We start from the raw sequence: 23835 nt of genomic DNA, 5'->3' as shown, positions 1-23835 counted from the left end.
TGGTGGGCACTGTGGACCTCGTTCGGATGGACGCCCCGGAGCAGCCGTACGCCGGCCGGGGCTTCACGCCGAACGCCACCTATCTGAAGCCGCCGGCGGACGGCCCGGCGGCCCGGCTGGAGCGGTTCATCGACGCGATGATCGCGATCGGCCAGACCGGCCAGATCTTCGGTGAGCACGGCATCGGCAAGACCTCGACGTTCGTGTCGTACGTGCCCCGGCGTTACCCCGACACCACGCTGGTGGTGGTGCCGGCGGCCAACCTGACCCCGGACGACCTGCTCGTCAACGCCCCGGTCCGGGACGCTCGCAGCGGCGAGCTGATGCTCCAGCAACTGGTCATGCGGCAGTTGGCCCCGGGGCAGCCGTTCGTGCTGCTGCTCGACGACTCGTTGCAGGCCGGCAACACGGTGCAGTCCCAGCTCATGCAGATCGCCTGCAACTGGACGCTGGGCGAGTACGACCTGCGGCAGCTCGGCTGCGTCGGGGTGTTCCTCACCGACAACGAGTCGCTGGCGGAGACCAGCGTACGCCGCTCGGACCTGGCGATCCTGGACCGGATGGTCACCATCCGGCTCACCGCGAACGATACCGGCTGGCGGTACGCGTTGGCGGAGCGGTTCCCCGACTGGGACCTGCGGGAGGTGTTCCGGCTCTGGGCCTCGCTGAGCCCGGCGCTGCGTCGGCTGCTCTCGCCCCGCACCCTGGAGCACGTACTCTCCTGTGCCCGGGAGGGCTTTCCGTTGGCCTGGGGCTTGCCGTTGCAGAACGGCGCTCGGCTGGCCCTGGTCGACCAAAAGGGCTCGAAGCGCCGGGACCGCACCACGGAGATCCTCGACGGCATCGCGGCGGCGGTCGGCGTACGGAATCCGGGGACCGTCCCCGACCCGGTACGCCGGATCCTGCGCTCGGCGATCGCCAACCGCTGGGCGGTGCTGCTCCAGGGGCCGCCGGGCTGCGGTAAGACGGAGATCACCCGGCAGATCGCCCGGGAGGAGACCGGTCGGGAGCCGGTGTACTTCTCGCTGCCGGTCACCAATGTCGAGGACCTCTGCGTGCCGGTACCCACCCCGGACGGCCAGCTCGACGCGATGCTGGCTCGGACGTTGCTGGACCCGGCGCCGAAGGTACTGGTCTGGGACGAGTACAACCGCCCCAAGGACAAGGCGACCTTCGCCAAACTGATGGAAATCACCCAGGAGTGGACGCTCGCCGGGCGGGCGATCCCGAACCTGCGCGCCCAGGTGGCGTTGCAGAACCCGCCGTACCACCTGGGTCGGAAGCTCCTGGTGGCCAGCAACAACATCGCCCAGGCGAGCCGGTTCACGGTCAGCTACGAGGTACGGCCGCAGGACATCCCGGCCAACGAGTGGCTCATCTCGACGTACGGCGGCCGAGACGGTGCTGGAGTGGTGGAAGAACGATATCGACGACGAGGGGCGGGATTGGGTCACCAAGCGCACCCTGGAACGGTTGATCAAACTGCACCGGGTGGGTATGCCGCTCCAGCCGGCCCTGGTCTACCTCGGCGACGGCGAGTACGCCCCAGTGCCGCTGTCGGCGCTGGAGGCGAGACTGGCCGAGCGCCCCACGATCGGGCTCACCGAGGTCGCCCGGCACCGGGCGAGCTGGGAGGCCCGGCTGGCGGTGGCCTCCGAGGCGTCCGACGAGGGCACCGACGACACCGATCTGGTGCACCAGGTCTTCTCCAACGCCGAGGTGTCCCAGTTGGAGAAGCACCTCGACGTGGTGGCCGCGCTGCTGCCGTACCTGCCGCCGAAGCTGCGGGCGACGTACCTGGTGGGCCAGAGCCCGGAACGGCAACGCTTCTGGATCGCCGCCCTGGCCCGGATGTCGGAACTCAGCAAACGTTGACCCCGCCCCTCGTGGTGGTACTCGGCGCCGCGTACCCGCTCAGCCGGCCCCGGCCGGCGTCGGCGCAGACACCGCGGCGGCGGTACCAAGCAGCTCTGGCAGAGTGCCGGGGAAGTCGTCGAGCAGGGTGACCGCGACCTGCCAGGCATCCAGCTCCGCGCCGAGCAGGTCGGCGCAGAGCCAAGGCAGAGGGTTGTCCGGGCGCTGCCACCAGCCAGGCTGCTCAGCCGCGCGGTCGGGGTAGCCCAGTGCAGCGACCCAGAGCACCTCCCGAGCGGGCTGGGCGGTGGCCACGATGTTGTCGAGCGTCGTCTCGCCCGCCGCCAGCGCCGCTCCGAGATCGCGCCAGTGGTCGTCCCCGTTGTCGGCCCAGCTGCCACCGGACCGCTGCCGCAGCGGGTATCCCGGCAGCTTCTCCAGGTACTTGACGACTTCCTGCGGGAAGGCGGACCGCTGGTGCTCCTCCAGCAGCAACGACCAGTCGACAGTGTGGCGTTCGGCGTCGAGTTTCGCCTCAAACCCCCCGCCACCGAGTAGCGGCACCTCGCGCAGTCGGCTGATCCAGCGTTCCGGGCCGCTCCATTCGGCGACGACGTCGGCCAGTCGCCGCACCGCCGCGGCGGCCCAATGGAAATCGAGAACCGACTGCGCGTCACCGTCGCCGTCGCCATCCGTCGTCGCCAGAGCGGCCTGCGCCGCCTGGTGGGCCGCCGGGTCCCACGCCGATGCCTTGTACCTCCGATCGGAGAGGTCCGCGGCGAGCACCTCACGAGCCGCCGTCACGCCGTCGCGTCGGGCCACCGCGAGCAGCATCCGCAACTGGAGCAGCCCGCTGGGGATCCGGATGGCTTTGAGCAGCTCGACCGCGACGTCCGCCTGCCCCGATTCGAGCACCGGGCTGAGCGTCGCCCACTGCCGCTTCGGAGTCGAAGTAGAAGGTGCGGAGCACCCTGCCCAGCCGTACCAGGTCCGACTCGGCGAAGACCGGATCGCCGTCACCGATCGTGCCGAACCGGCGTACCCCGATGGCGATCTCGCGCTTCTTGGGGTCCGGCACCCGGAAGTACAGTTGCGCGTGGATGTCCGGGTCGCCCAGGGCGAGCAGTCGGGCCTGCTGCTCGTCGGTCAGGTTGCGGTTCGCCGCCAGTAGCCGCAGCAAGGGCAGGTCACCACGGTCGAGCACCCCGTCGAACATCTCCGCCACGACCCGCAACCGGCTGAGCAGGTCGAACCGCGCCAGCTCGTCCAGCACCGGCAGCACCTCCAGCCGGATCCAGACCGGGCTGGCGTTGAGCAGGGCATACAGGGCGGTACGCGGCACCGTCATCTTCGGTGCGTCCATGAACTGTTCCAGCGACGGGTACGGCACCGACTTCGGGCTGACCCACTCCGTCGTACGCCCCGCGTTCTCGACCGCGGCGGCGAGGAGTTGTTCGAGCGACTCCCGCCACCGGGGCAGCAGCTTCCACAGCGCCCGCCAGGCGCCCGGGTCGGACCCGAGCGTTGCCTCGACCTGGGCGCCCACAACCTCGTTCAGCGGGCCGCCGCCCTGATAGAGGATGCCGCACAGGGTGGACAGCGGGGTCAGCACCGCCAGCGCCTCGTCCACCGTGAACATGCCCTGCTCCAGGCTGGACCGCACCACTTGTCTCGAAGCTCGCGTCCGTGTGTCGCCGCTACCGCGGGGCGCCTGGACAAAGGCCGCCAGCACCGCCAAGCTCACCCCGCGCTCGCGCTTGGCGAGTGGATCCAGCAGCTCCCGGCCGACCGGAACCAGCGGTATCCGGCCCCGGACAGCCGGAACCAGCGGTTTCCGGTTGAGGATGCCGACCAGAAACTCGTCCGGACAGTCCTCCCGGCCTGCCAGCTGGACCAACACAGGGCGGGAGAACGGCCGTCCCCGATGCTCCGCGAGGACGGCTCGCCAGTCGATCCGCTGGTCGTCGACAAGCTGGCCGCCAAATCTCTCGTCGACCAGCCGCAGCATCCGTACCGACCACTGCGGCTCGCGAAGCGACTCGACCTGCCGTTCCAGGGCCAGGTGGTCGTCGACCCGGGCCTCCGGCTCAGCCAACGCTCGTCCACCAGCTCGGCGACGAGCGGATGCGGCTCCGCCGCCTCGGCGAGTGCGGCCGACACCTCCGCCCGGCCGTGTCGCCGCCACAGATTCTCCAGCGCTGCCAACTGGGGGCGCCACTCCCCCAACCCATGCCGCAGAAAGGCCCGATCAATCTCCAGGAACGGCGACTTTCCGACACACCCCCACAGAAGCCGGTCGCTCCTCCAGTCCCGGTTGCCCAGCAGGGCGACGAAGCCCCCAGGCACCCGCCAGCCGGGATCATCCGGATCGGCGGCCTCGAACACCGCCGTACTGCTCCCAGATGAGTACGCCAGGGTGCGCAGCGTCTCGAGCCCCCGCGCCGACTGACTTTTGACCGTTCCCGCGGAGATGCCCAGCAGTTCCGCGGTTTCCTCGACCGAGTGGTCGAGGTAAAAGCGCAGCACAACGACTGCGCGCTGCCGTGGCGCCAGGTGCGCCAGCAAGACCGTCAACTGTTCCCGGTCGTCGACCCGGTCCGGGTGCGTCCAGCCGGTCTCCGGTGGAGCCTCCACCGGCTGTTCCCGCCGCCAGGGCCGGCGGCCCTCGTCGAGCCAGGACCTCGTCAACACCCGCTGGGCGTACCCGTCCGGGTTGTCGGCCGAGGTCACCTTGCGCCAGTGCCGGTAGAGCTTGCCCACGACGATCGATACCAGGTCGTCCGCGGCGTGCCAGTCGTGGCACAGCAGGTACGCCGCGCGCCGCCAGCGGTCCATGCGGGCACCGACGAACGCCCGGAAGTCGTCCTCCTCGGACTTTTTCACGCTGCTCCTTTCCATCGCTTCCACTCGCACGACGGAGCGCACTCCCGGCGGGGTTGCATCGCAGCCGAGCTTTGGAGAAGTGCGGGCGACTCTCGTGGATCACGAACATCGGCAGTTGCGCGACCTCTACGCGGCATGATCGTGTACTGGTAGATCACTGGGCCGCTGCTGGGCATGCCTCGACCGACGAGTTCGCCGCCCAGCAGGAGTCGAACCAGGGTCAATGTAAGGAGGAAGCGATGCGCAACGGGGCCTTGGAGCGGTTGGACGTCCTGGTCGGATCGTGGCAGACGACGATGCGGAACGCGTGGTTCCTGGAGCCGGCCGACCTGGAGGTGTCAGGCTCGGCGACGGTCGAGTGGCTCGGCGACGCGTTTGTGGTCTTCCGCTGGACGATGGAGGGCGATGTCGGAAAGGCCACGAGTGAGATGGTCTTGGTTCTCGGTCGCAGCGACGCGCACGACGCCTACACGGCCCTCTACCACGACGAACGAGGCGTCTGCCGGGTCTTCGCCATGACATTCGACGGCTCGCATTGGAACCTGAGTCGCGAGGATCCTGACATGTTCCAGCGGTTCATCGCTGAGGTCGGGCCAGACCGGATCGCGGGTCGCTGGGAGGCGTCTGAGGATCACGGATCAACCTGGCGCAAGGACTTCGACCTCGTCTTCGAGCGGGCGTAGCAGCGCTGGGTGGAGTCGCCGTCGCCGTAGTGTGACGTTGCGTGATGCGCGCTAGTTCACCGAGGCTGGAGCAGCCCGCGTTTGGCCATATAGGCTCGCAACGTCTCGGCGTCCTCGGGGGACATCAAGCGGCGTGGGATCACGGTCGCCGGCATCCGGCCGACGTACACGATCCAGAACTCAGGGGTGTCCCTTACCTGGGCGACCCCGTCCCAGGCGATGCCGCCGGACTCCGAGCCGCTGCGCATCATGATGTTGTCGTCGGTGATGTCGTAGGCGCCCTCGACAGCGTAGCGACTGGAGCGGCGCCGGGCGCGCAACCGCACCCACGGCGAGTACAGCATCGACAGCAGGCCAACCACGACCATCGCCATGTACAGCGGCGAGATCTGGTCGCCCCACGCGAATGCCCGCGAGACGGCGAAACCGATCGCCCCGACCGCCGCCAGCACCGCGCCGATATAACCGTACTTGCGCAGTCGAACACTGCTGAGCGCAGCGGCCACGCGGCCTGGGTAGGCGGGATCGGCTGGGACGTCAAAACGGATGTGCACGCCAGAACGATAGTGCCCCACCCGCCACTTTGTGATGGTGCCGACCGGTTCCCTGGACGGGTGGAGCAGCGGCTACAAGGCGGCTTCCAGCGATAGGTCGCTGCCGCGCCAGGTGGCTGCCAACTCCTGCACCGGCAGGTTGAGCGCCTCACCGAGGCAGATGATCGTGCCGAATCCGGGAGAGGGTAGTCGTCCGGTCTCGATCTTGCGCAGGGTTTCCGGCGAGATGCCAGCCGCGTGTGCGACTTCCGCTAGGTCGCGTCCCGCTCGCGCGTGGCGCAGCAGGGCGCCGAGACGCCTGCCGGCTTCGATCTGCTCAGGTGTGAGCGGTTGGCGGACCATGCTCCCAGGATACGGCTGGTATTACTATACCGGCAAGCGTTAGAGTGCCGGTATAACTATACCAACCCCTTGTGACGCGAGGTACTCGTGATTGAGCTGAAGACGCCTGCGGAGATCCAACGCATGCACGTGGCCGGGCGTTTCGTCGCCGAGGTGCTCACCGAGGTCGGTCAGCTCGCCGACGTGGGCGTCAACCTCCTCGACCTGGAGCACCACGTACGCGGCATGATCAAACGGTGCGGGGCGGAGTCGTGCTACTGGGACTACGCGCCGTCCTTCGGACGCGGCCCGTTCCGCAACGTCATCTGCCTGTCGGTCAACGACGCCGTCCTGCACGGCCTCCCCCACAACTACACGCTGCGTGACGGCGACGTACTCAGCGCGGACCTCGCGGTCAGCATCGACGGCTGGGTGGCCGACTCGGCGCGCACGGTCGTCGTCGGGACCGCCGCCGAGGAGGACCTGCGGATCATCCGCGCCACCGAGGAAGCGTTGGAGGCGGCGATCGAGATGGCGCGTCCGGGCAACCGCCTGGGTGACATCTCGGCGGCCATCTGGGCGGTAGCCCACGACTACGGTTATCCGGTCAACACGGAGTTCGGTGGCCACGGCCTCGGCCGCACCATGCACGAGGAGCCCCACGTTTCGAACAAGGGCCGGGCAGGGCGCGGCCTCATGCTCCGGCCGGGCCTGACCCTCGCGCTCGAACCCTGGTTCGCCCGCACGACCGACCGGATCGTCTATGACGCCGACGGCTGGACCATCCGGTCGGCCGACGGCTCACGCACGGCCCACTCCGAGCACACGGTCGCCATCACCGAGGACGCCCCCTTGGTGCTCACCCGGCGTGAACCGCCTCAGACGCGTACGTGATCGCGGACGCCGCCAGACCCTGCCACACACGCTGGGCGCGCCGCACACGCCTTCCGGCCCTCCGATCCTGACGCTGTAGGCTGCCCGCTCATGACGCTCGCACCCCCACCAGAGTTCTCGGGGACGGACCGCGATGTGGATACGGCCGCCCCGCCACACCGGCCCGACCGGCTGGACCCAGCCGACCTGGGTTTCACCCCACGCGAACCGGTCAAGTGGCTCAGCCCGGCCCAACTGGCCGCCACGGGTGCCCGTGTCGCGCTGTCCGCTCAGTTCGGTGCCTACCTGGACAAGCGTGAACTGCAGGTCGCCCTGCCGACGCGGGTGCACGACCACGCCACCGACACGGACACGGACACGGACGAACTGTGGCTGGATTACGTCGCCGACGTCGGTGACGGGTTCGACGCGACATATACGATGGCGTACCTGCTCGCGCAGCAAGGACTGGAGGTGGCGGGCGAAGTCACGCCCCGCGGCCACGTCCTGGTGATCGGCGGGGACCTGGTCTATCCGACGGCCAGCACGGAACGGTACGAGGACCGGTTCGAAGGGCCGTACACGGCTGCGCTGCCCGATGCGATCACGCAGGACAGCCCGCACATGTACGCCGTGGCGGGCAACCACGACTGGTACGACGGGCTGACGGCGTTCCTGCGGTTGTTCGCCCGGCGCGCCGAGTCGAACATCGGCGGCTGGCGTACCCAGCAGACGCGCAGCTACTTCGCGCTGAAGCTGCCACACGGCTGGTGGATGCTGGCCATCGACGCGCAAGGCGACGCATACCTGGACGATCCGCAGTTGGAGTTCTTCAAGGGTGTCGCGGCCACCTTCCACAAGGGTGACAAGGTCATCGTCACGATCCACCAGCCGTCCTGGGTGCTGGCTGCGGCCCACCCACGGGCGTACGACACGCTGGATTACTTCCTGCAGCAGGTCATCGAGCCGTCCGGCGCCGAGGTCGCCTTCCTGCTGGCCGGGGATCTGCACCACTATGCGCGGTACACATCGGACCAGACGCCACGACAGCTGATCCACTGCGGTGGCGGCGGCGCGTTCACCCACGCCACCCACCACCTGCCCGAGGAGATCACGGTCCCGCCGCGCCATTCGACGCTGCGCCGCTCGGGCCGGCAGCACCTGTACGAGCTGGCCGCGACCTACCCAACGAGGCTGCGGTCGCAGTGGCTGGGCAGCGGGGTCTTCGGCCGCCTGCCGTGGCGCAACCCGGGCTTCACTGTGCTGCTGGGCATGATTCAGACCATGCTGCTGCTGGCCTTGCAGAGTGGGTCCGGCCGCATCCTCACCACCTTCCTCATGACAATGCTCGTGCTGGTCTCCTGCATGTTCTTCGCCGTCGGCCTCAGCGAAGGGCAGCAACGGGCGACCGCGTTTGTCTTAGGCGGGGCGCACGGCCTGGCCCAGCTTGCGCTGGGCGTCGGCGGATGGCTGCTGTGGACGCAGCTGCCGGTCCGCGATCTGCCATGGCTATGGCAGGCCCTCATCGCGTCGATCGGGTATCTGCCTGTCGCCGGGATCGCCGGCGTGCTGCTGGTCTGCGCGTACCTGCTGGTCGCAGCCCGGTTCGGGGTAAACGTGCAAGAGCTGTTCGCCGGGCAGGGCATCGAGGACTTCAAGTGCTTCCTGCGCATGCGGTTTGCCCCCGACGGCTCGCTGACCCTCTATGTGATCGGAGTGGACAAGGTGGGCAAGCGGTGGGTCGCCCAGCCGACCGGCTCGTGGTTTCGGCCGCGCAGGCCGTTGCGGCCGCGGCTAGTCGACGAACCGGTGACCTTCGGCGCCCCGAAAAGCGCGGCCACCAGCAGTGAGTTCAATCAGCGCACCGACGACGAGCCGGGGCGGCAAGCCGCTCGATGATCATCTGAACTGTGGGTAGCCGTAATGCGGGGAGGGGTGGATCGGCCTAGTCGAGGGGTTGGCAACAGATCCGGGTTTTATGGGCAATCATTGTCGAACATTTACATGTACTGTGGGGGGTGTGAAGCTGTCAGACTGGGCACGCGAGCAGGGCGTGACCTATCAGACCGCTTGGCGGTGGGTGAAGGACGGCAGAATGCCCGTTCCTGTCCGTCAGGCGCCGTCTGGTACGTGGATCGTGCAAGAGACGCGGCCTGCGACCGGTCGCGTGGTCGCCTACTGCCGCGTGTCCTCCAGCGAGCAGAAGGGTGACCTGGACCGCCAGACCGTGCGGGTTGTGGCGGGGGCAAACGCCCAGGGCCTGGCCGTGGCGGAGATCGTGACTGAGGTCGGCTCCGGCCTGAACGGCAAGCGCCGCAAGCTGCACCGCCTCCTCGCCGACCCGACGGCGGCGGTGATCGTGGTCGAGCACAAGGACCGGCTGGCCCGCTTCGGTGTGGAGCACCTGCAAGCCGCGCTCGCTGCGACCGGGCGTCGCCTGGTGGTCCTCGACCCGGAGGAATCCACGGACGACCTGGTCAAAGACATGGCCGACGTGCTGACGTCGATGTGCGCCCGGCTGTACGGACAGCGGGCGGGCAAGAACCGTGCCGCTCGCGCTGTGGCCGCCGCGACCGGCGAGGAGCCGTTGGTGTGAAGAAGTTCGAGCCGCGGCCCGGTTTCGTGCTCCAGGCGTTCCGTTTCGCGTTGGACCCGAACGCCACGCAGGAGCAGCGGCTGCGGTCACACTGCGGTGCGGCTCGCGTCGCCTACAACTGGGCCGTTTCCTGGGTGACGGCGTCGTGGTGGCAGCGCAAGGCCGAAGCCTCGTACGGCATCGCCGAGGAGGACCAGACGCCGTGGCGGCCGTGGTCGCTGCCTGTGTTGCGGAAGGTGTTCAACGAGGTCAAGAAGACCGACCCGCGTTTCGCCGGCTGGTGGCAGGACAACTCCAAGGAGGCGTACAGCACAGGCTTGGCGAACGCGGCGGCGGCGTTCGACAACTACACCAAGTCCAAGCGCGGGCAGCGCAAAGGCAAGCGCGTGGGCATGCCCCGACTCAAGTCGAAGCACACCGCCCGGCTGGCGTGCCGGTTCACGACCGGCGCCATCCGGGTGGAGCCGGACCGGCAGCATGTGACGCTGCCGCGGCTCGGGAGGATCCGTACCCACGAGTCCACCCGCAAGCTGCAACGCCGTATCGCCAACGGCACCGCTCGCATCTTGTCTGCCACGGTCCGGTTCGCGCGGGGCCGGTGGTTCTGCTCGTTCCAGGTCGAGATCCAACGCGCCACCGACCGCACCCCGGCCCGCCCCGACGTGGTAGCGGGTGTGGACCTGGGCGTGAAGTGCCTCGCGGTGATCGCCGACAGCCAGGGCACGGTGCGGTTCGTGCCGAACCCGGCGCACTACGACGGCGCGCTCAAGCACCTCAAACGGCTCTCCCGTCGGGTGTCCCGCCGCCAAGGGCCGGACCGGCGCACCGGGCAGCGGCCGTCCAGACGATGGGCGGTCGCCAACGCCGAACGTAACCGCGTGCACCACCGGGTGGCGAATCTCCGCGCCGATGCCCTGCACAAGCTCACCACCGGCATCACCGGCGAGTACGGCACCGTGGTGGTGGAAGACCTCAACGTGGCCGGCATGCTCCGCAACCGACGCCTCGCCCGCAAGGTCGCCGACGCCGGGTTCGGGGAGATCCGTCGGCAGGTGGGGTATAAAGCCGCATGGAATGGTGGTCGGCGGGTAGTTGCCGACCGCTGGTATCCCTCCAGCAAGACCTGCTCGGCCTGCCGCGTGGTGAAAGCCAAGCTGCCGCTGCACGTGCGAGTGTTCCGCTGCGATGCCTGCGATCTGGTCATGGATCGGGACGAGAACGCAGCCCGCAACCTTGCCGCCCTCGCGACGGCAGTAACAACGGGTACCGGAGTGGCCGGAGACCCGGGCGTGCAAGCGCCGAAACCGCGTGGAGCCGACCGCAAGACCCGCACCACCACCACCCGCAGCCGCAAGGCCACGGGTGGGCGGGCAGGTGGCGCAACCCTGACCCGCCAACGGCAGCAGGAAACGCGAGACCGTCATCAGGACACCGAAACGCACCCCGCGCTCCGGTGACACCGTCACGGACCTTCCCAGCCGAAAGGCCGGGATTGCTGACATCCGACTACGGAATCAGCAACGGCGCTTGGATTCGACGTACCACGCCACGAGCGCCGATCGCGGCCGGCGCGTCCTCAACGAGCGTGGCGTCTCAGGCTGGTGGGGCGGTGCTGCTTCGGATGACCAGGCTGGTGGGCACGAGGACGGTGCCGGTATCCGCCGGCTCGTTGCGGATCTGCCGCAACAGCCCCTGCACGCACCTGCGGCCGACCTCGGCGAAGTCCTGATGGATCGTGGTCAATGGCGGAAGGAAGGAGGCGGCGTCGGGGATGTCGTCGAAGCCGACGACGCTCACGTCCTGCGGCACTCGGCGGTCCCGCTCGTGCAGGGCACGCAGGACGCCGAGAGCCATCTGGTCGTTGGCGACGAACACGGCGGTGCAGTCGGCCTGCTCGGCGAGCCGGAGCCCGGCGTGGTAGCCCGACTCGGCGTTCCAGTCGCCGCGCAGAAGATCCGGCACCAGCCGGCCGGCCGCTCGCAGCGTTTCGCGCCAGGCGTCGGTGCGGCGCTCGCTGGAATAGGACTCGGCCGGGCCGGCAACGTGCCAGACGGTCCGGTGGCCCAGGTCGAGCAGGTGACGTACGGCCTGCCGCGCGCCATCGGCCTGGTCGGTGTCGACGACGGGGTGGCGGTCCCCGGCGTCGGAGTCGACCACGACCACCGGCACCCCGGGTGGCAGCGTCAGGTTCACCGTGTCGAGCAGATGAACCTCCATGATCACGATGACCCCGTCAACGGCGAGTTCGCCCAGGCGGGTGAAGGCACCCAGAACGCCGTCCTGGGTCGGCATCGCGACCGGAATGAGGGTGATGGCGTACCCCTCCTGGGCGGCGTGCGTCGCGATCGCCTCGACCGTGCGGCTGTTGCCGGTGGTGGACAGGGTGAACAGGATGATGCCCAGGGTTCGGAACGAGCCCCGTTTGAGGGCTCGGGCGGCGCTGTTGGGTCGGTAACCGAGCTGCCGCATCGCGGCGAGTACCTGCTGACGGGTGGACTCTACGACGTTGGGGTGGCCGGTCGAGACGCGCGAGACCGTCTGCGAGGACACGCCGGCGAGCCGGGCTACGTCGGCCATCGAGACACCACGACGCCGGGGAACGGTCATTGGCGGCTGCTCCTGCGGGGATGGTGGGACGACTCGACGCCCGTGACGGACGGCTTCGACCGGCTGAAACTATCAGCAGCGGTAGGTACGGATGGCGCAGTGATGGGGCTGATCACTGATGGACCAGCCCCATCACTGCGAATCCCGGTTTCGGCGCTACCGGGACATGTCAATGCGATAGGTACGGGACTGCGACCCGTCCTCGCTGGTGATCGAGATCGTTGCCGTCTGGTTCTTGGCGCTTGGCTGTTCCACTGCGACGGTGGCGTACGGATCGGCCGCCGTCGCGGTGACGGACGGAGCCGGCCCGGTCATCCGCAGCCGGTAGGACGTGGTCTCCGGATCGAACCCGGGCACCTCGGTGCCGTCCACCGTGATGGTCGCAGCTCGGGCCTCCGAGGAGGTGCCGGGTGCGTTCGCGAAGACCTGGATCTCGCTGATCGTCATGTGGGTGTTGGGCCGCGCCGTGAGTACGATCCGTACGGCGTCGGTGGTCGTGGCCGTGATCGGAACATCCACCACTGGAGCGGTGGCGCCACCTGTCGGCACCGTCACCTCGCCGCTGACGTCGCTCCAGGTCCCCTGCGTGTCACGGGCCTGGATCCGCAGGCTCTGGGCGTAGCTGTTGGTCGCCCCGTCTCGGTAGAACGCCGTGGCGACGTGGCGGACCGTCCGCCGCTTCGCCAGGGTGACGGTGATCGTGTCGGAGGTGTTCTTGGTGCCGGACTTCCAGTTCGACCAGGCCTTGTCAGTCAGATCGCCGTTGCGCAGACCGGCGGTGGAGTAGCCGGGTTCGGTGAACGTTGCGGTGATGCCGGTGCCGGCGGCCATCGCGGCGTTCTCCTCCACCGGCTCGGTGACCTGGACCCGTACCTTGGCCGGCAGCGTCTGCCCGTCGCCCACCTGCGCCTGCCCGGAGAGGATCACGACCCCGACCTGGTCGAAGGCGTCCGGGGCGGGTGGGTCCCAGGTCACCGGGCGGGTGACCGTTCCGCCCAGGCTGCCGGTTGCGGTCACCTGGGCCGGCAGATCGGGCTGGCCGCCTGCGTACGTCTTGGCCCGGGCCGGCTGCGTCGACACCAGCCGGTCGACGGTGACCACGGCCTTGGCGGGGTACTGCTGGCCCAGCGGGTCGGTGGCCACTCCGTCCACGGTGAACGTCTTCGGCCTGTTCCAGTCCTGGTCGGCCGGCATGTCCCAGCTGACCGGCAGCGCGCCACGGGAGCCGTTGCGGTATACGGGCACGACGGTCGTCGGCATCGTCGCCGCGATGCCCGCTGGGGTGAACACCTCGGCCTTCTGCACCTCCTGGACGGTGTCGTCGATGACCTTCCAGCGCTGGTTGTTAGCCGAGTTGGCCAGCCACGCCCCTACGGCGGCGCCGTCGTTGGTGGCGGAGCCGGACACGTCGAGGACACGTCCTGAGGCGACGTTGACGAGCGTGTAGCTGCCGTCACCGGTGGTGGACAGGATCCACTGTCGGGCGGCGTCAGGATCCGTCGGCTGCGCCTCGACGAGCTTGAGCGCGCCGTCCTGCACGGCCAGCTGGCCGTCGCCGGCCGCCGGGGTGATCGTGTATCGGGCCCGGTTGCTGTCGCCGTCGGTCAGCTTCTGCAGGCGCCACAGCTGCGCGCCGCTCGCCGGGTTGGTGGTCCGGATGACCGCACCGTCCGTGGCCGCGTTCGGGGTGAGCGACTTGCCGCTCTGCACTCCCTCGATGCGGTAGACGTGTCCGTCCTGTACGAGCCGGGCGTCGTTCGCTACGCCGCTGACGCCGTCGATGACGAACGTCGACACCGACTCGGCCGGGACCGTCAGGGTCACGGAGCGGTTCGCCCGGTCCACGGGCACTGCGGCGCCCTGCTGCAGGGCACCGCCCGCGCTGGTGACGATCGGTGTCGCCGTCGCGTGTGGGTTCACGGTCTGGAACGCGGACAGGTCGACGGTCACGGAGCGCGGTTGGGTGCTGCTGTTGATGTAGACGACCGTCGCGCCCTTCTTGGACACCGCCGCGACGCTGTTCGTGTCGTTGACCTTCACCAGCCGGTCGCCCGGGTGGATGTAGTGGGTGAAGTTGCGGGCGGTGTGGTACTTCGTGTTGGTGTAGATCGGGCAGGTGTCCAGGGTGGACTGGGCGGTGCAGTTGAAGGGGATCTGGATGCTTCCCCAGTTCGCCCCCTGCGCGGACTCGCCGCCGGGCTTCATGTTGTTGTAGTCCTCGACCGGCTGCCAGAACACCCACGCCGTGGGCTCCAACTCGCGCAGGTCGTCGGCGATACGCTGGGCGATGCCGAGCCCGGGGGTCATGCTCACGAAGTCCTGCTTGTTGCCCCAGGAACCCTCGACCTCGCTCATCCACAGCGGCTTGTTCTCGCCCTTGGCGATGTCACGGACCGTGGTGCGCTGCCCCGTCCCGTACGTGTGCACGTTGAGCTGTTGCACCTGTGCGCGTACGTCCGCCGGGTAGGTGTTCCAGTTGGTCGCGAAGCGTCCCGGGTTGGTCTCGTCCATCGCCGAGATCGCCGCGTTGGTTCCGGCGGTCTGGAGCTGTTGTGCCAGGGCCCGGATGACCCGTTGCTGGAGCTCCGGGCCGATGTGCGCTCCCTCTTGCCGCCCACCGACCGGCTCGCCGGCGGCGTTGAGCTGGGTGCCCCAGTAGTTGGTGTTGGGCTCGTTGAAGGGGTCGAGGGTGTCGAACTTGATGCCGTGCGTCTGTTCCAGCCGTTCGACGACGCGCAGGAGGTAGGTGGTGTAGTCGTCGATGCTTTCGGTCCTGAGCTGGTCGTTGTTCGCGTTGAAGCCGCCCGACGCATAGCCGCTGACCGTCTGGAAGTACGGCGGGGAGTTGCTGAACGCCTCCCAGTGCGTGATGTTGTTCTTGATGCGGTCGATCCACCAGCGCTGGGTCTGGTCGGCGTTCCAGTTCCAGTGGTCGGGGTTGTCGGGGTTCCACCAGTCCTTGTCGTGCCGGGTGGTGCCGGCGGGCGCCTGCCACCAGCCCTCGACGGCGCCCCCCGCGCGCAGGTAGTCGCGTACGTCCGGGGCGTTGCCGCCGCCGATGTTGTAGCGGGCGATGTTCAGGTTCAGGCCGTCCGCGCCGAAGAGCATCTCGGCGAGCTTCTCCCGGATCTCGTCCGGGTAGCCGCCGGTCACGTTGGCGAACCAGACGAGGCTGGTGCCCCATCCTTCGAATGGCTGCCCCTGGTAGGACGGGTCGGGGCGTACGGTGACCGGCGCGGCCGCCGCCGGAGCCGCCGCGACCGCCGAGGGCTGTGGCGCGGCGATGACCGCGCCGCCGACCGCCAGGGCGGCGGCGCTGAGCGCGGCGAGCAGGCGCCGGCCGCGCGAGTGGGGGTTCATGGGTGGCGTTCTCCTTGTCTTGCTGTGTGGGGGAGGTCAGGATCAAGTCCTGCGCAGTACCGCCACGCCCCGAGGTGCGAGGGTCAGGGGTTCGGGAGAGGCGGTGGCCTCCGTCCCCGCGCCGACGAGCGGTTCGCCGTCGATCGCGGAGAGGTCGACCGGTTCGTCCGTGCGGTTGATGAGGAACAGGAACTGCGCCACGTCGGTCTCGCGCATGGCGAGCTCGACGTGGCCACGGATCTCGGCCGGCAGTTCGCTGTGCAGGCCGGCCGCGGCGAGGAGTTCTTCCAGTACGGGCCGCAGTCCGGCGGGTCCCAGCCGGGTGGAGACGTACGCGGCGGAGCCGTCGCCGACGGGCCGCCGGGTGATCGCCGGACGGCCGGTGTGTTCGCCGCTCTTGTACCAGGCCAGCACCTCGACCGCCGGGTCGACCAGGTCGATGCGGTCCGTCCACAGCGTGCCGGTGACGCCGTTGTCCAGTTCCACGGTGTCGTGGTCGAGCAGGGGGCTGAACTCCTCGATGCGGACGCCGAGGATGTCGCGCAGGGCCCCTGGGTAGCCGCCGAGCCAGATGTGGTCGTGCTCGTTGACGATCCCGGAGAAGTAGGTCGTCACCAGGTGGCCGCCGCCTGCGGCGTAGCGGGTCAGCCGCTCGACGAGCGGCGCCGGCACCACGTGCAGCACGGGCGCGACGACGAGGTCGTAGTTCTCGAACGCGGCGGCGGCGGGTAGGACGTCGACCCGTACTCCGAGCGTGAGGAAGGCCGAGTACCAGTCGAGTGCCTCCTGGCGGTAGCGCAGGCGGCTGGTGGGGTGCGAGTCCGCCTCGCTGGCCCACCACGAGTTCCAGTCGAACAGGATCGCGGCGCGGGCCGGGCGTCGAACCGAGCCGGCGACGGGTGCCAGCGCGTCGAGGGCCTGGCCGAGCTGGGTGACCGAGCGGAACACGTCGCTGTCCGCGCCGGCGTGCGGGAGCATCGCCGAGTGGTACTTCTCCGCGCCCCCGGCCGACTGGCGCCACTGGAAGAAGCAGACCGCGTCGGCGCCGTGCGCCACGTGTGTGAGGGAGTCGCGCAGGAGTTCGCCGCTCCGCTTGGCGATGTTTATCGGCTGCCAGTTGACCGCGCTGGTGGAGTGCTCCATGAGGAACCACGGGTGCCCGCCGGCGAGGTGCCCGGTGAGGTTCGCGGAGAACGACAGCTCGTCCAGGGCTTGTGGTCCGGGCCGGACGTAGTGGTCGTTGGCGACGAAGTCGACCTCGGCTGCCCAGGACGCGTAGTCCATGCCCTTCGTCTCCGCCATGACCATGAAGTTGGTCGTCACCGGCACGTCGGGGGTGATGGCGCGCAGGAGGTCCCGCTCTGCGCGCAGATAGTCCCGCAGGGCGTCGGAGGAGAAGCGCTTGAAGTCCAGTTGCTGGGTCGGGTTGGGGTGCGTGGCGGCGAGGCGGGGAGGGAGGATCTGCTCCCAGGCGCTGTAGCGCTGGGCCCAGAACGAGGTCGCCCAGGCCTCGTTGAGCTTGTCGAGGGTGCCGTACCGGGCGCGTAGCCAACTGCGGAACGCGCGTGCGGCGTCGTCGGAGTAGTCGTAGACGTTGTGGCAGCCGAGCTCGTTCGAGACGTGCCAGGCGGCCAGCGCCGGGTGACCGGCGTACCGCTGGGCCATCACGCGGACCAGCCGCAGCGCGTACTCGCGGAAGATGGGCGAGGTTGGCCGCCAGTGCTGGCGGGCACCGGGCCAGAGCGTCTCACCGTTGGCGGTCACCGGCAGGATGTCGGGGTGCTTCGCGGTCAGCCACGGTGGCGGTGAGGCGGTCGCGGTGGCCAGGTCGACCGCGATGCCGTTCGCGTGCAGCAGGTCCATCACGTCGTCCAGCCAGCCGAAGTCCCAGGTGTCCTCGGTCGGCTGGATCCGGGCCCAGGAGAAGATGGCGAGGGAGACCACGTTCACTCCCGCGGCGCGCATGAGCCGTACGTCTTCGTCCCATACCTCGCGGGGCCACTGGTCCGGGTTGTAGTCCGCGCCGAAGGCCAGGCGCCCACGCTGGGCCTCGGACGGCCATCGCAGCCAACGGGGGTGGGGATCAACCACTGATGCTCCTTCGAGAGATGGGGCGGGTGGGCCGCCCGTGGGCGGCCCAGAAGGCTCGGGCGGGCCGCGATCGGCACCGATCCGCCTGAGGCACGCAGGGTCGAGCTAGTGCGGTGCGAGGTCCGGCGAGCTCTGCGGATGGCACGCCTTGCGGGTCGGTTGAGGCATCAATGTTTACGTAAACGTCGGGCGATAATGTCACTCGACCGAGGGACCGTCAAGGCCCCCGGTCCGCGTACCAGACCCGCCGAGACAGCCGGAGAAGAGCAGGTAGACGACCAGTTCATCACCGGCCACTGCGGCCCCGCCAATAGGTGCGTTGGCGGAAGGCCGGCGACGTGGGCGAGGTCGATGGCGGTACGGCGTACCGCAACGCGGAGTGGTCACACCATTTCGGACCGCGATCGTCGTCGATGAGTGTCGATCTTCTGTCAAGCACCCGGGCCCGCGCTCACCTGGCGGGCTGGCGTCATGACGCATTCTCGCCGGGTCCGCCGCAGCCTTCAGCCGTGAATATCTAGGCGTGAACCTTTTTCCCTGGAGTAGCGCATCATGACCCGTCTGAGCATCCGCGGACTCGTGGTCGGCGCCGTCGCGGTTCTTGCGGCATCGATGTTGGCGCCGTTGTCCGCGCCCGCGCACGCGGACCCGAAAGCGAAGATCCACCCTCGCCTGGCCAAGCAGCTTTCCTCGGCAGGAGCCGTCGACTTCTGGGTACGGTTCGACCGCCGGGTCGACCTCACCCGCGCATCTGCAATCACCGACTGGGCCGCCCGCGGCGAGGCCGTCATGGCTGAGCTGCGTCAGGCTGCCGAGTCGCGCCAGCGTGACGTACGCGCCAGGCTCGACGCGGCCAAGGTGAGCTACGAGCCGCTCTGGGCCACCAACGCCATCTACGTGCACCGCGGCTCCGCGCAACTCGCCGCCGATTTGGCTGCCAGAGCGGAGGTGAGCAGCCTGTCCGCCACCACGACGTACGCCCTGCCCGAGGTGACCGCCACCGCGGAGCCCGCGGCTGACGGCGTCGAGTGGGGCGTCGCGGCGATCAACGCCGACGACGTGTGGCAGACCCGCGGCGTCCGGGGCGAGGGAATCGTGGTCGCCAACATCGACTCCGGTGTCCAGTACGACCACCCCGCACTTGCCGCCGCCTACCGTGGCAAGTCCGGGGCCGAGGTGGTGAACGACTACAACTGGTACGACCCACTCGGTGCCTGCGTGGGCGGCTCTCCTTGCGACGACAACGGCCACGGCACCCACACGATGGGCACCATGGCCGGTGACGGCGGCATCGGCGTCGCGCCCGGCGCCCGCTGGATCGCGGCCAAGGGGTGCACGAAGACGAGCTGCCCCGACCTGGCGCTGATCAAGGCCGGACAGTGGATGCTGGCCCCGACGGACGCAAGCGGCCAGAACCCCAAGCCCGCCCTGCGTCCCAACGTGATCAACAACTCCTGGGGCAGCGACAACGGCCCGGTCGAGGATCCCTTCTACGACGACGTCATCAACGCCTGGACCGCCGCCGGCATCTTCCCCGCCTTCGCGGTCGGCAACGCAGGCCCCGCATGTGACACCGCAGGATCACCGGGCGACAGCGCCTCGGCGTACGCGGTGGGCGCGTTCAGTGCCTCGGGCGCCATCGCCCCGTTCTCCAGCAAGGGGCCCGGCGCGGGCGGCGCCGCCAAGCCCGACATCACCGCGCCGGGCGTCAACATCCGCTCCAGTCTGCCGGGCAGCTCCTACGGCGTGGCGAACGGCACCTCGATGGCCGCCCCGCATGTCGCCGGCGCCGTGGCGCTGCTCTGGTCGGCCGCGTCGCAGCTCATCGGCGACATCCAGGCCACCGAGGCGCTGCTCGACGACACCGCGATCGGCGTGGCCGACACCACCTGCGGCGGCACCGCCACCGTCAACAACACCTGGGGCCACGGCAAGCTCGACATCCTCACGGCAGTCAACGCCGGCCCTTCGGCCGACACCGGCCAGCTCGGCGGCGTCGTCACCAACGCTGCCACGGGCAAGCCGCTGGCCGGCGCGAGCATCCGCACCGAGGGCCCGTCCCCGCGCACGATGACCAGCGTCTCCGACGGCAGCTACCTGACCTTCCTCGAGGTGGGGACGTACCGGGTCACGGTCTCCGCCTACGGCTACCGGACCGTGGTCACCGACCTCACCTTGGCCAAAGGTGAGAAGCTGACCGAAAACTTCGCGCTCACCCCGCTGCCCATGGCCACGGTGCGCGGCACGATCACCGACGACTCGGGTCAGGGCTGGCCGTTGGCCGCCACGATCCAGGTGAACGGCAGGCCCGCCGAGCCGGTGCGCACCGACCCCTACACCGGCGCGTACTCCATCGACCTGCCCAAGGGCGCCGAGTACGCCGTCCACGTGACCCCGCTCTACCCCGGCTATCCGCCCACCAGCCGCACCATCGCCGTCGACGGCGACATGGAGCAGGACTTCCCCCTGACCGTCGACCCCGTAGCGTGCACCGCGGCCGGGTACCGCCCCCAACTTGAGGGAACTGTCGAGACGTTCGACACGGCCCCCGAAGCCTGGACGGTGAAGGACAACACCACGGGCGGCGGGTGGCGCTTCGACGACCCTGGCAAGCGCGGCAACCTCACCGGCGGCACCGGCGGCTTCGCCATCGTCGACGGCAGCTACTTCGGCAGCGGCAAGACGCAGGACTCCGAGCTGATCAGCCCGGTCCACGACCTGTCGCAGGTGGTGCTGCCCGAGGTGGTCTTCGACACCCGGCACAACACGTACGGCAGTGCGTCCGCCTCCGTCGACTACACCCTGGACGGCGGCCAGACCTGGACGACCGTGTGGCGGCAGACAACCACCAGCGTGCAGGGGCACATCGAACTGCCGCTTCCCGAGCTGGCGGGTAAGCCGGCCGTCCAGATCCGGTTCCGCTACAAGAGCAGCTTCGGCTTCTGGTGGCAGATCGACAACGCCGCGCTCGGCGCCCGCGTCTGCGCTCCGGTAGCGGGTGGCCTGGTCGGTGGGCGCGTGGTCGACCGCAACACCGGCGGGCCGGTCGCCGAAGCCAGGGTGACCACAGCCGGCGTCACCGCGACGACCGGCCTCGATGGCTCGTACTGGCTGTTCGCGCCCGCGTACGGTGAGCAGCAGGTTGTCGCGGCCAAGGACCACTACCAGCCGGACTCGGTCCAGGCCGACATCGTCAGGGGCCGGACTACCCGCGTCGACCTGGCCCTGTCGATCGGGCGGATCGAGTTCGCGCCCGCCGAGGTCACGGCGACCGTCGGCTGGGGCGGCCACACCTCGACACCGGTAAACGTCACCAACACCGGCAGCGCCCCCGCCACGGTCACGCTCACCGAGCACGCCGACACCTTCGGTCTGTTGTCGCAGCCGGGCGCGCCGCTACGCGAGGTCAAAGCCACGCTGACGGCCGGCGCGCCCCGCGAGGCGCCCAAGGCGGCGGGTCAGGAGCAGCCGCAGGGGATCACCCCGTCGGCGGCCCCGTGGCAGTCGATCGCCGACTACCCCGTGACCATCCAGGACAACGCCGTATGGCTGGCGGACGGAAAGGCCTACTCGGGCTTCGGCTTCTCCGGCAAGGAGTACCTGAAGTCGCTCTACGCCTTCGACCCAGGCAAGGGCAGCTGGGAGCGCCGCGCCGATGCCACAGTGCCGAGAGCGGCGGCCGGGTACGGCACCATCGATGGCCGCTTCTATGCGGCGGGCGGCTGGATCTCCGGCGGCGGCGAGACCCGATCTGTGGAGATCTACAACCCACTCACCAATACCTGGTCCGCCGGGGCCGAGGTGCCGAAGGCGTACGGCGGGGTGGGGTCGGCGGTTCTCGATGGCAAGCTGTACGTGATAGGCGGGTGCGCGGATTCGTGCGGCAGCACCGACGTCTTCGCCTACGACGCCGGGCAGGACCGCTGGACCAGGGTCGCCCCCTACCCGGAGCCGGTCGCCTGGCTCGGCTGCGGCGGCATCGATGGGAAGGTCTACTGCTCTGGCGGCCTCGTCAACGGCGCCCTCAGCGCCCGGACCTACGCCTACGATCCGGACAGCGACGCCTGGACGCGGAAGGCCGACCGGCCCGCCGGGGTTTGGGGCGCCAGCTCAGCCGCGGCCAACGGGCTGTTGCTGATGTCGGGCGGCGCGGTGCAGGACCGCGTCACCAACGCGGGATACGCCTACCAGCCCTCCTCCGACACCTGGTCGGCGATGCCGAACGCCAACTTCTCGATGTACCGGTCGGGTGCCGGCTGCGGCTTCTTCCGGACCGGCGGTGCGCCCACCGTGGGCAGCAACCCGTGGGCGTGGTCGCAGATGTTGCCCGGGTTCGACCAGTGCGACTCGTCCGGCGACGTCTCCTGGCTCGACGTGGACAAGCACGAGATCACCCTCGCGCCCGGCGAGAGTGCCACGATGATGGTTTCGACCGATGCGGCGAAGGCGGCGCTGACCCAGCCCGGCACCCTGCGGGCGGCACTCGGCGTGCAGACCAACACCCCGTACCCGGCCCGGTCGGTCCCGGTCGCGGTCACCGTCGAGGCGCCGAACACGTGGGGGAAGCTCACCGGGGTGGTGAGCTCGGGCGGTGAGCCCGTGGCTGGAGCCGTCGTGCAGATCACTGGCAAGCTCGGCAGGAAGACGCTCACCACGGACGGCGCTGGTCGGTACGCGGTCTGGCTGGACAAGGCGACCAACCCCGTCACGCTCATCGTGGCCGGCAACGGCTACCAGGCCGAGACGGCCGAAACAAGGATCAAGCAGCAGAAGACCGTGACGGTCGACTTCTCGCTCACCCGGTCCTGACCGAGCTGAGGGCGGCCGCCACCGGGTGGCCGCCCTCAGCTCACAGCCAGTCGTGCTTGGCGGCGTGCCAGACTAGCTGGAGTCGTGTCTTCACCCCGGCGATGGCGATCAGCTGGCTGACTCTCCGCTGGACAGTCCGGTGGCTGAGCCCCATCTGGGTGGCGATGGCCCCATCGGTGTAGCCGGCGATGAGCAGCGACAGCAGTTGCCGATCGGCCTGTTTGAGCGTGGCCCCCGTGACCGGGAACGGCACGCCGGCCGACCAGACGGCCTCGAACACCCAGTTCACGATGTCGAGCAGGGCGCCCGATGAGACCACGAGCGCAGACGGCTCGGCGCTGGTGGTCAGAGACGGCACCATCGCCACCCGGGAGTCGATGATCATCAGCTTGACCGGGACATCCGCGGCGATGCGTATCTGCTCGCCGAGATCGACTGAGCAGGCCAGCTGAAGCGGATCGCCCGGCGCGTCGAGCAGAGACCGCTCGTACACGATCCGGTAGTCGACCCCGGCGTCCATGGCGCTGCGCTGGGCCGCACTCTGGCTGGGATCGGCCACCACGACAGGCCCCTTGGCCAGGCCCTTCACCTCGGATTTCGCCGAGAGTTGGAGCTGCTCCCAGCGGGCCATGACCTCGGCGGCCCCCGTGACGACCTCCACCACCTCGCGGGCGTCACGCAGTGCCGCCCGCTCCCGGTACTCCTCGGTCAGCGCCGCCATCAGCGCCTGCATCCGCTGGGCCTCGGCATACCTGCGCAGCAGTATGGGGCCGAGGACCAGGTCCGGCTGGACCGCACGCAGCCGGTGGTCGCGGCACCTGACGAAGCCCTTCTCCTGCAGATTACGCATTGTGGCGGCCACGTCGTTCTCGGCCAGCCCGAGCCGATCGGCCAGCTCGGTCAGGTCCTCGTTGGGACAGCGCAGTATCGCAAGATACGTCTCGGCTTCGACCGCGTTGAGACCGAATGATTCCAGCAAGGCTGACGAGCTCCCTCGGGTCGACGCTGAAGACGCCCACGGAACTCGGCGGGCCATCACCATGGAACTCGGCGGGATGCTATCGGCACGGCAGGCATCCTTTCCAGCGAGGAACACATCCTTGCAGGTCAGGAGTCAACCGACGCGAGGCCCGCCAGCTCGCACGACCGGTAGGAGCACGATCGCGTCGGCGAAGCGGAGACAAGCGGTGTGACGGGAGCCGCC

The 23835-nt window shown here is 69.3% G+C and carries 15 protein-coding genes; 7 read left to right on the top strand and 8 right to left on the bottom strand.

Annotated elements, in window-relative coordinates; genetic code table 11:
* The first annotated feature begins 2 nt into the window (after nt 1-2).
* Nucleotides 3-2006, top strand: coding sequence for an AAA family ATPase (locus tag ACNAW0_RS20525; protein ID WP_416289554.1), 2004 nt, complete (start codon nt 3-5; stop codon nt 2004-2006).
* Here the strand turns inward: ACNAW0_RS20525 and ACNAW0_RS20520 are convergent.
* Both ACNAW0_RS20520 and ACNAW0_RS20515 read right to left on the bottom strand, forming a co-directional pair.
* Nucleotides 1915-2769, bottom strand: coding sequence for a hypothetical protein (locus ACNAW0_RS20520; RefSeq protein WP_416289553.1), 855 nt, complete (start codon nt 2767-2769; stop codon nt 1915-1917). The genes ACNAW0_RS20525 and ACNAW0_RS20520 overlap by 92 nt on opposite strands.
* Before the next feature lie 825 nt (nt 2770-3594).
* The gene (locus tag ACNAW0_RS20515) at nt 3595-4737 is read right to left on the bottom strand and encodes a SigE family RNA polymerase sigma factor (RefSeq protein ID WP_416289552.1); all 1143 of its coding nucleotides are present in this window, start codon (nt 4735-4737) and stop codon (nt 3595-3597) included.
* A 239-nt stretch (nt 4738-4976) separates the two neighbouring features.
* Between ACNAW0_RS20515 and ACNAW0_RS20510 the strand changes: the two genes are divergently transcribed.
* Nucleotides 4977-5420 carry a hypothetical protein gene (locus ACNAW0_RS20510; protein ID WP_416289551.1) on the top strand — a complete coding sequence of 148 codons (444 nt, stop codon included), beginning with the start codon at nt 4977-4979 and terminating at the stop codon, nt 5418-5420.
* 56 nt (nt 5421-5476) lie between these two features.
* Here the strand turns inward: ACNAW0_RS20510 and ACNAW0_RS20505 are convergent, their stop codons facing one another.
* The gene (locus ACNAW0_RS20505) at nt 5477-5974 is read right to left on the bottom strand and encodes a YcxB family protein (RefSeq protein WP_416289550.1); all 498 of its coding nucleotides are present in this window, start codon (nt 5972-5974) and stop codon (nt 5477-5479) included.
* 72 nt (nt 5975-6046) lie between these two features.
* A complete protein-coding gene (locus ACNAW0_RS20500) occupies nt 6047-6316 on the bottom strand; it encodes a helix-turn-helix domain-containing protein (protein WP_416289549.1) in 270 nt (89 codons plus the stop codon).
* Between the two features lie 87 nt (nt 6317-6403).
* Here ACNAW0_RS20500 and map point away from each other — a divergent pair, with 87 nt between their 5' ends.
* The 4 genes from map to tnpB all read left to right on the top strand — a co-directional run bounded on the left by map (nt 6404) and on the right by tnpB (nt 11221).
* On the top strand, nt 6404-7189 hold the full coding sequence (gene map / locus ACNAW0_RS20495) for a type I methionyl aminopeptidase (RefSeq protein ID WP_416289548.1): 786 nt from the start codon (nt 6404-6406) through the stop codon (nt 7187-7189).
* 90 nt (nt 7190-7279) lie between these two features.
* A complete protein-coding gene (locus ACNAW0_RS20490) occupies nt 7280-9067 on the top strand; it encodes a metallophosphoesterase family protein (protein ID WP_416289547.1) in 1788 nt (595 codons plus the stop codon).
* A gap of 121 nt (nt 9068-9188) precedes the next feature.
* A complete protein-coding gene (locus ACNAW0_RS20485) occupies nt 9189-9764 on the top strand; it encodes an IS607 family transposase (protein WP_416289546.1) in 576 nt (191 codons plus the stop codon).
* Nucleotides 9761-11221: an IS607 family element RNA-guided endonuclease TnpB gene (gene tnpB, locus ACNAW0_RS20480; RefSeq protein ID WP_416289545.1), complete on the top strand. Its 1461-nt coding sequence runs from the start codon at nt 9761-9763 to the stop codon at nt 11219-11221. Before ACNAW0_RS20485 ends, tnpB begins: the two co-directional genes overlap by 4 nt.
* Nucleotides 11222-11357: 136 nt before the next feature.
* On the opposite strand, the gene ACNAW0_RS20475 is transcribed toward tnpB, so the two are convergent.
* From ACNAW0_RS20475 to ACNAW0_RS20465, 3 genes are all read right to left on the bottom strand, one after another.
* A complete protein-coding gene (locus ACNAW0_RS20475) occupies nt 11358-12341 on the bottom strand; it encodes a LacI family DNA-binding transcriptional regulator (protein WP_416289544.1) in 984 nt (327 codons plus the stop codon).
* A 186-nt stretch (nt 12342-12527) separates the two neighbouring features.
* Entirely contained in the window at nt 12528-15731 is a 3204-nt protein-coding gene (locus ACNAW0_RS20470; RefSeq protein ID WP_416289543.1) for an RICIN domain-containing protein, read from the bottom strand.
* Nucleotides 15732-15773: 42 nt separating this feature from the next.
* On the bottom strand, nt 15774-17822 hold the full coding sequence (locus ACNAW0_RS20465; protein ID WP_416289542.1) for a beta-galactosidase: 2049 nt from the start codon (nt 17820-17822) through the stop codon (nt 15774-15776).
* Between the two features lie 552 nt (nt 17823-18374).
* Here ACNAW0_RS20465 and ACNAW0_RS20460 point away from each other — a divergent pair.
* The gene (locus tag ACNAW0_RS20460; protein WP_416289541.1) at nt 18375-22631 is read left to right on the top strand and encodes a S8 family serine peptidase; all 4257 of its coding nucleotides are present in this window, start codon (nt 18375-18377) and stop codon (nt 22629-22631) included.
* A gap of 40 nt (nt 22632-22671) precedes the next feature.
* On the opposite strand, the gene ACNAW0_RS20455 is transcribed toward ACNAW0_RS20460, so the two are convergent.
* Nucleotides 22672-23610, bottom strand: a complete 939-nt coding sequence (locus ACNAW0_RS20455; RefSeq protein WP_416289540.1) for a helix-turn-helix domain-containing protein — start codon at nt 23608-23610, stop codon at nt 22672-22674.
* Nucleotides 23611-23835: the final 225 nt, after the last annotated feature.

Source organism: Micromonospora sp. SL1-18 (assembly GCF_047921505.1).
Classification (GTDB): Bacteria; Actinomycetota; Actinomycetes; order Mycobacteriales; family Micromonosporaceae; genus Micromonospora.
This window is presented reverse-complemented; position numbering and strand designations above follow the sequence as displayed.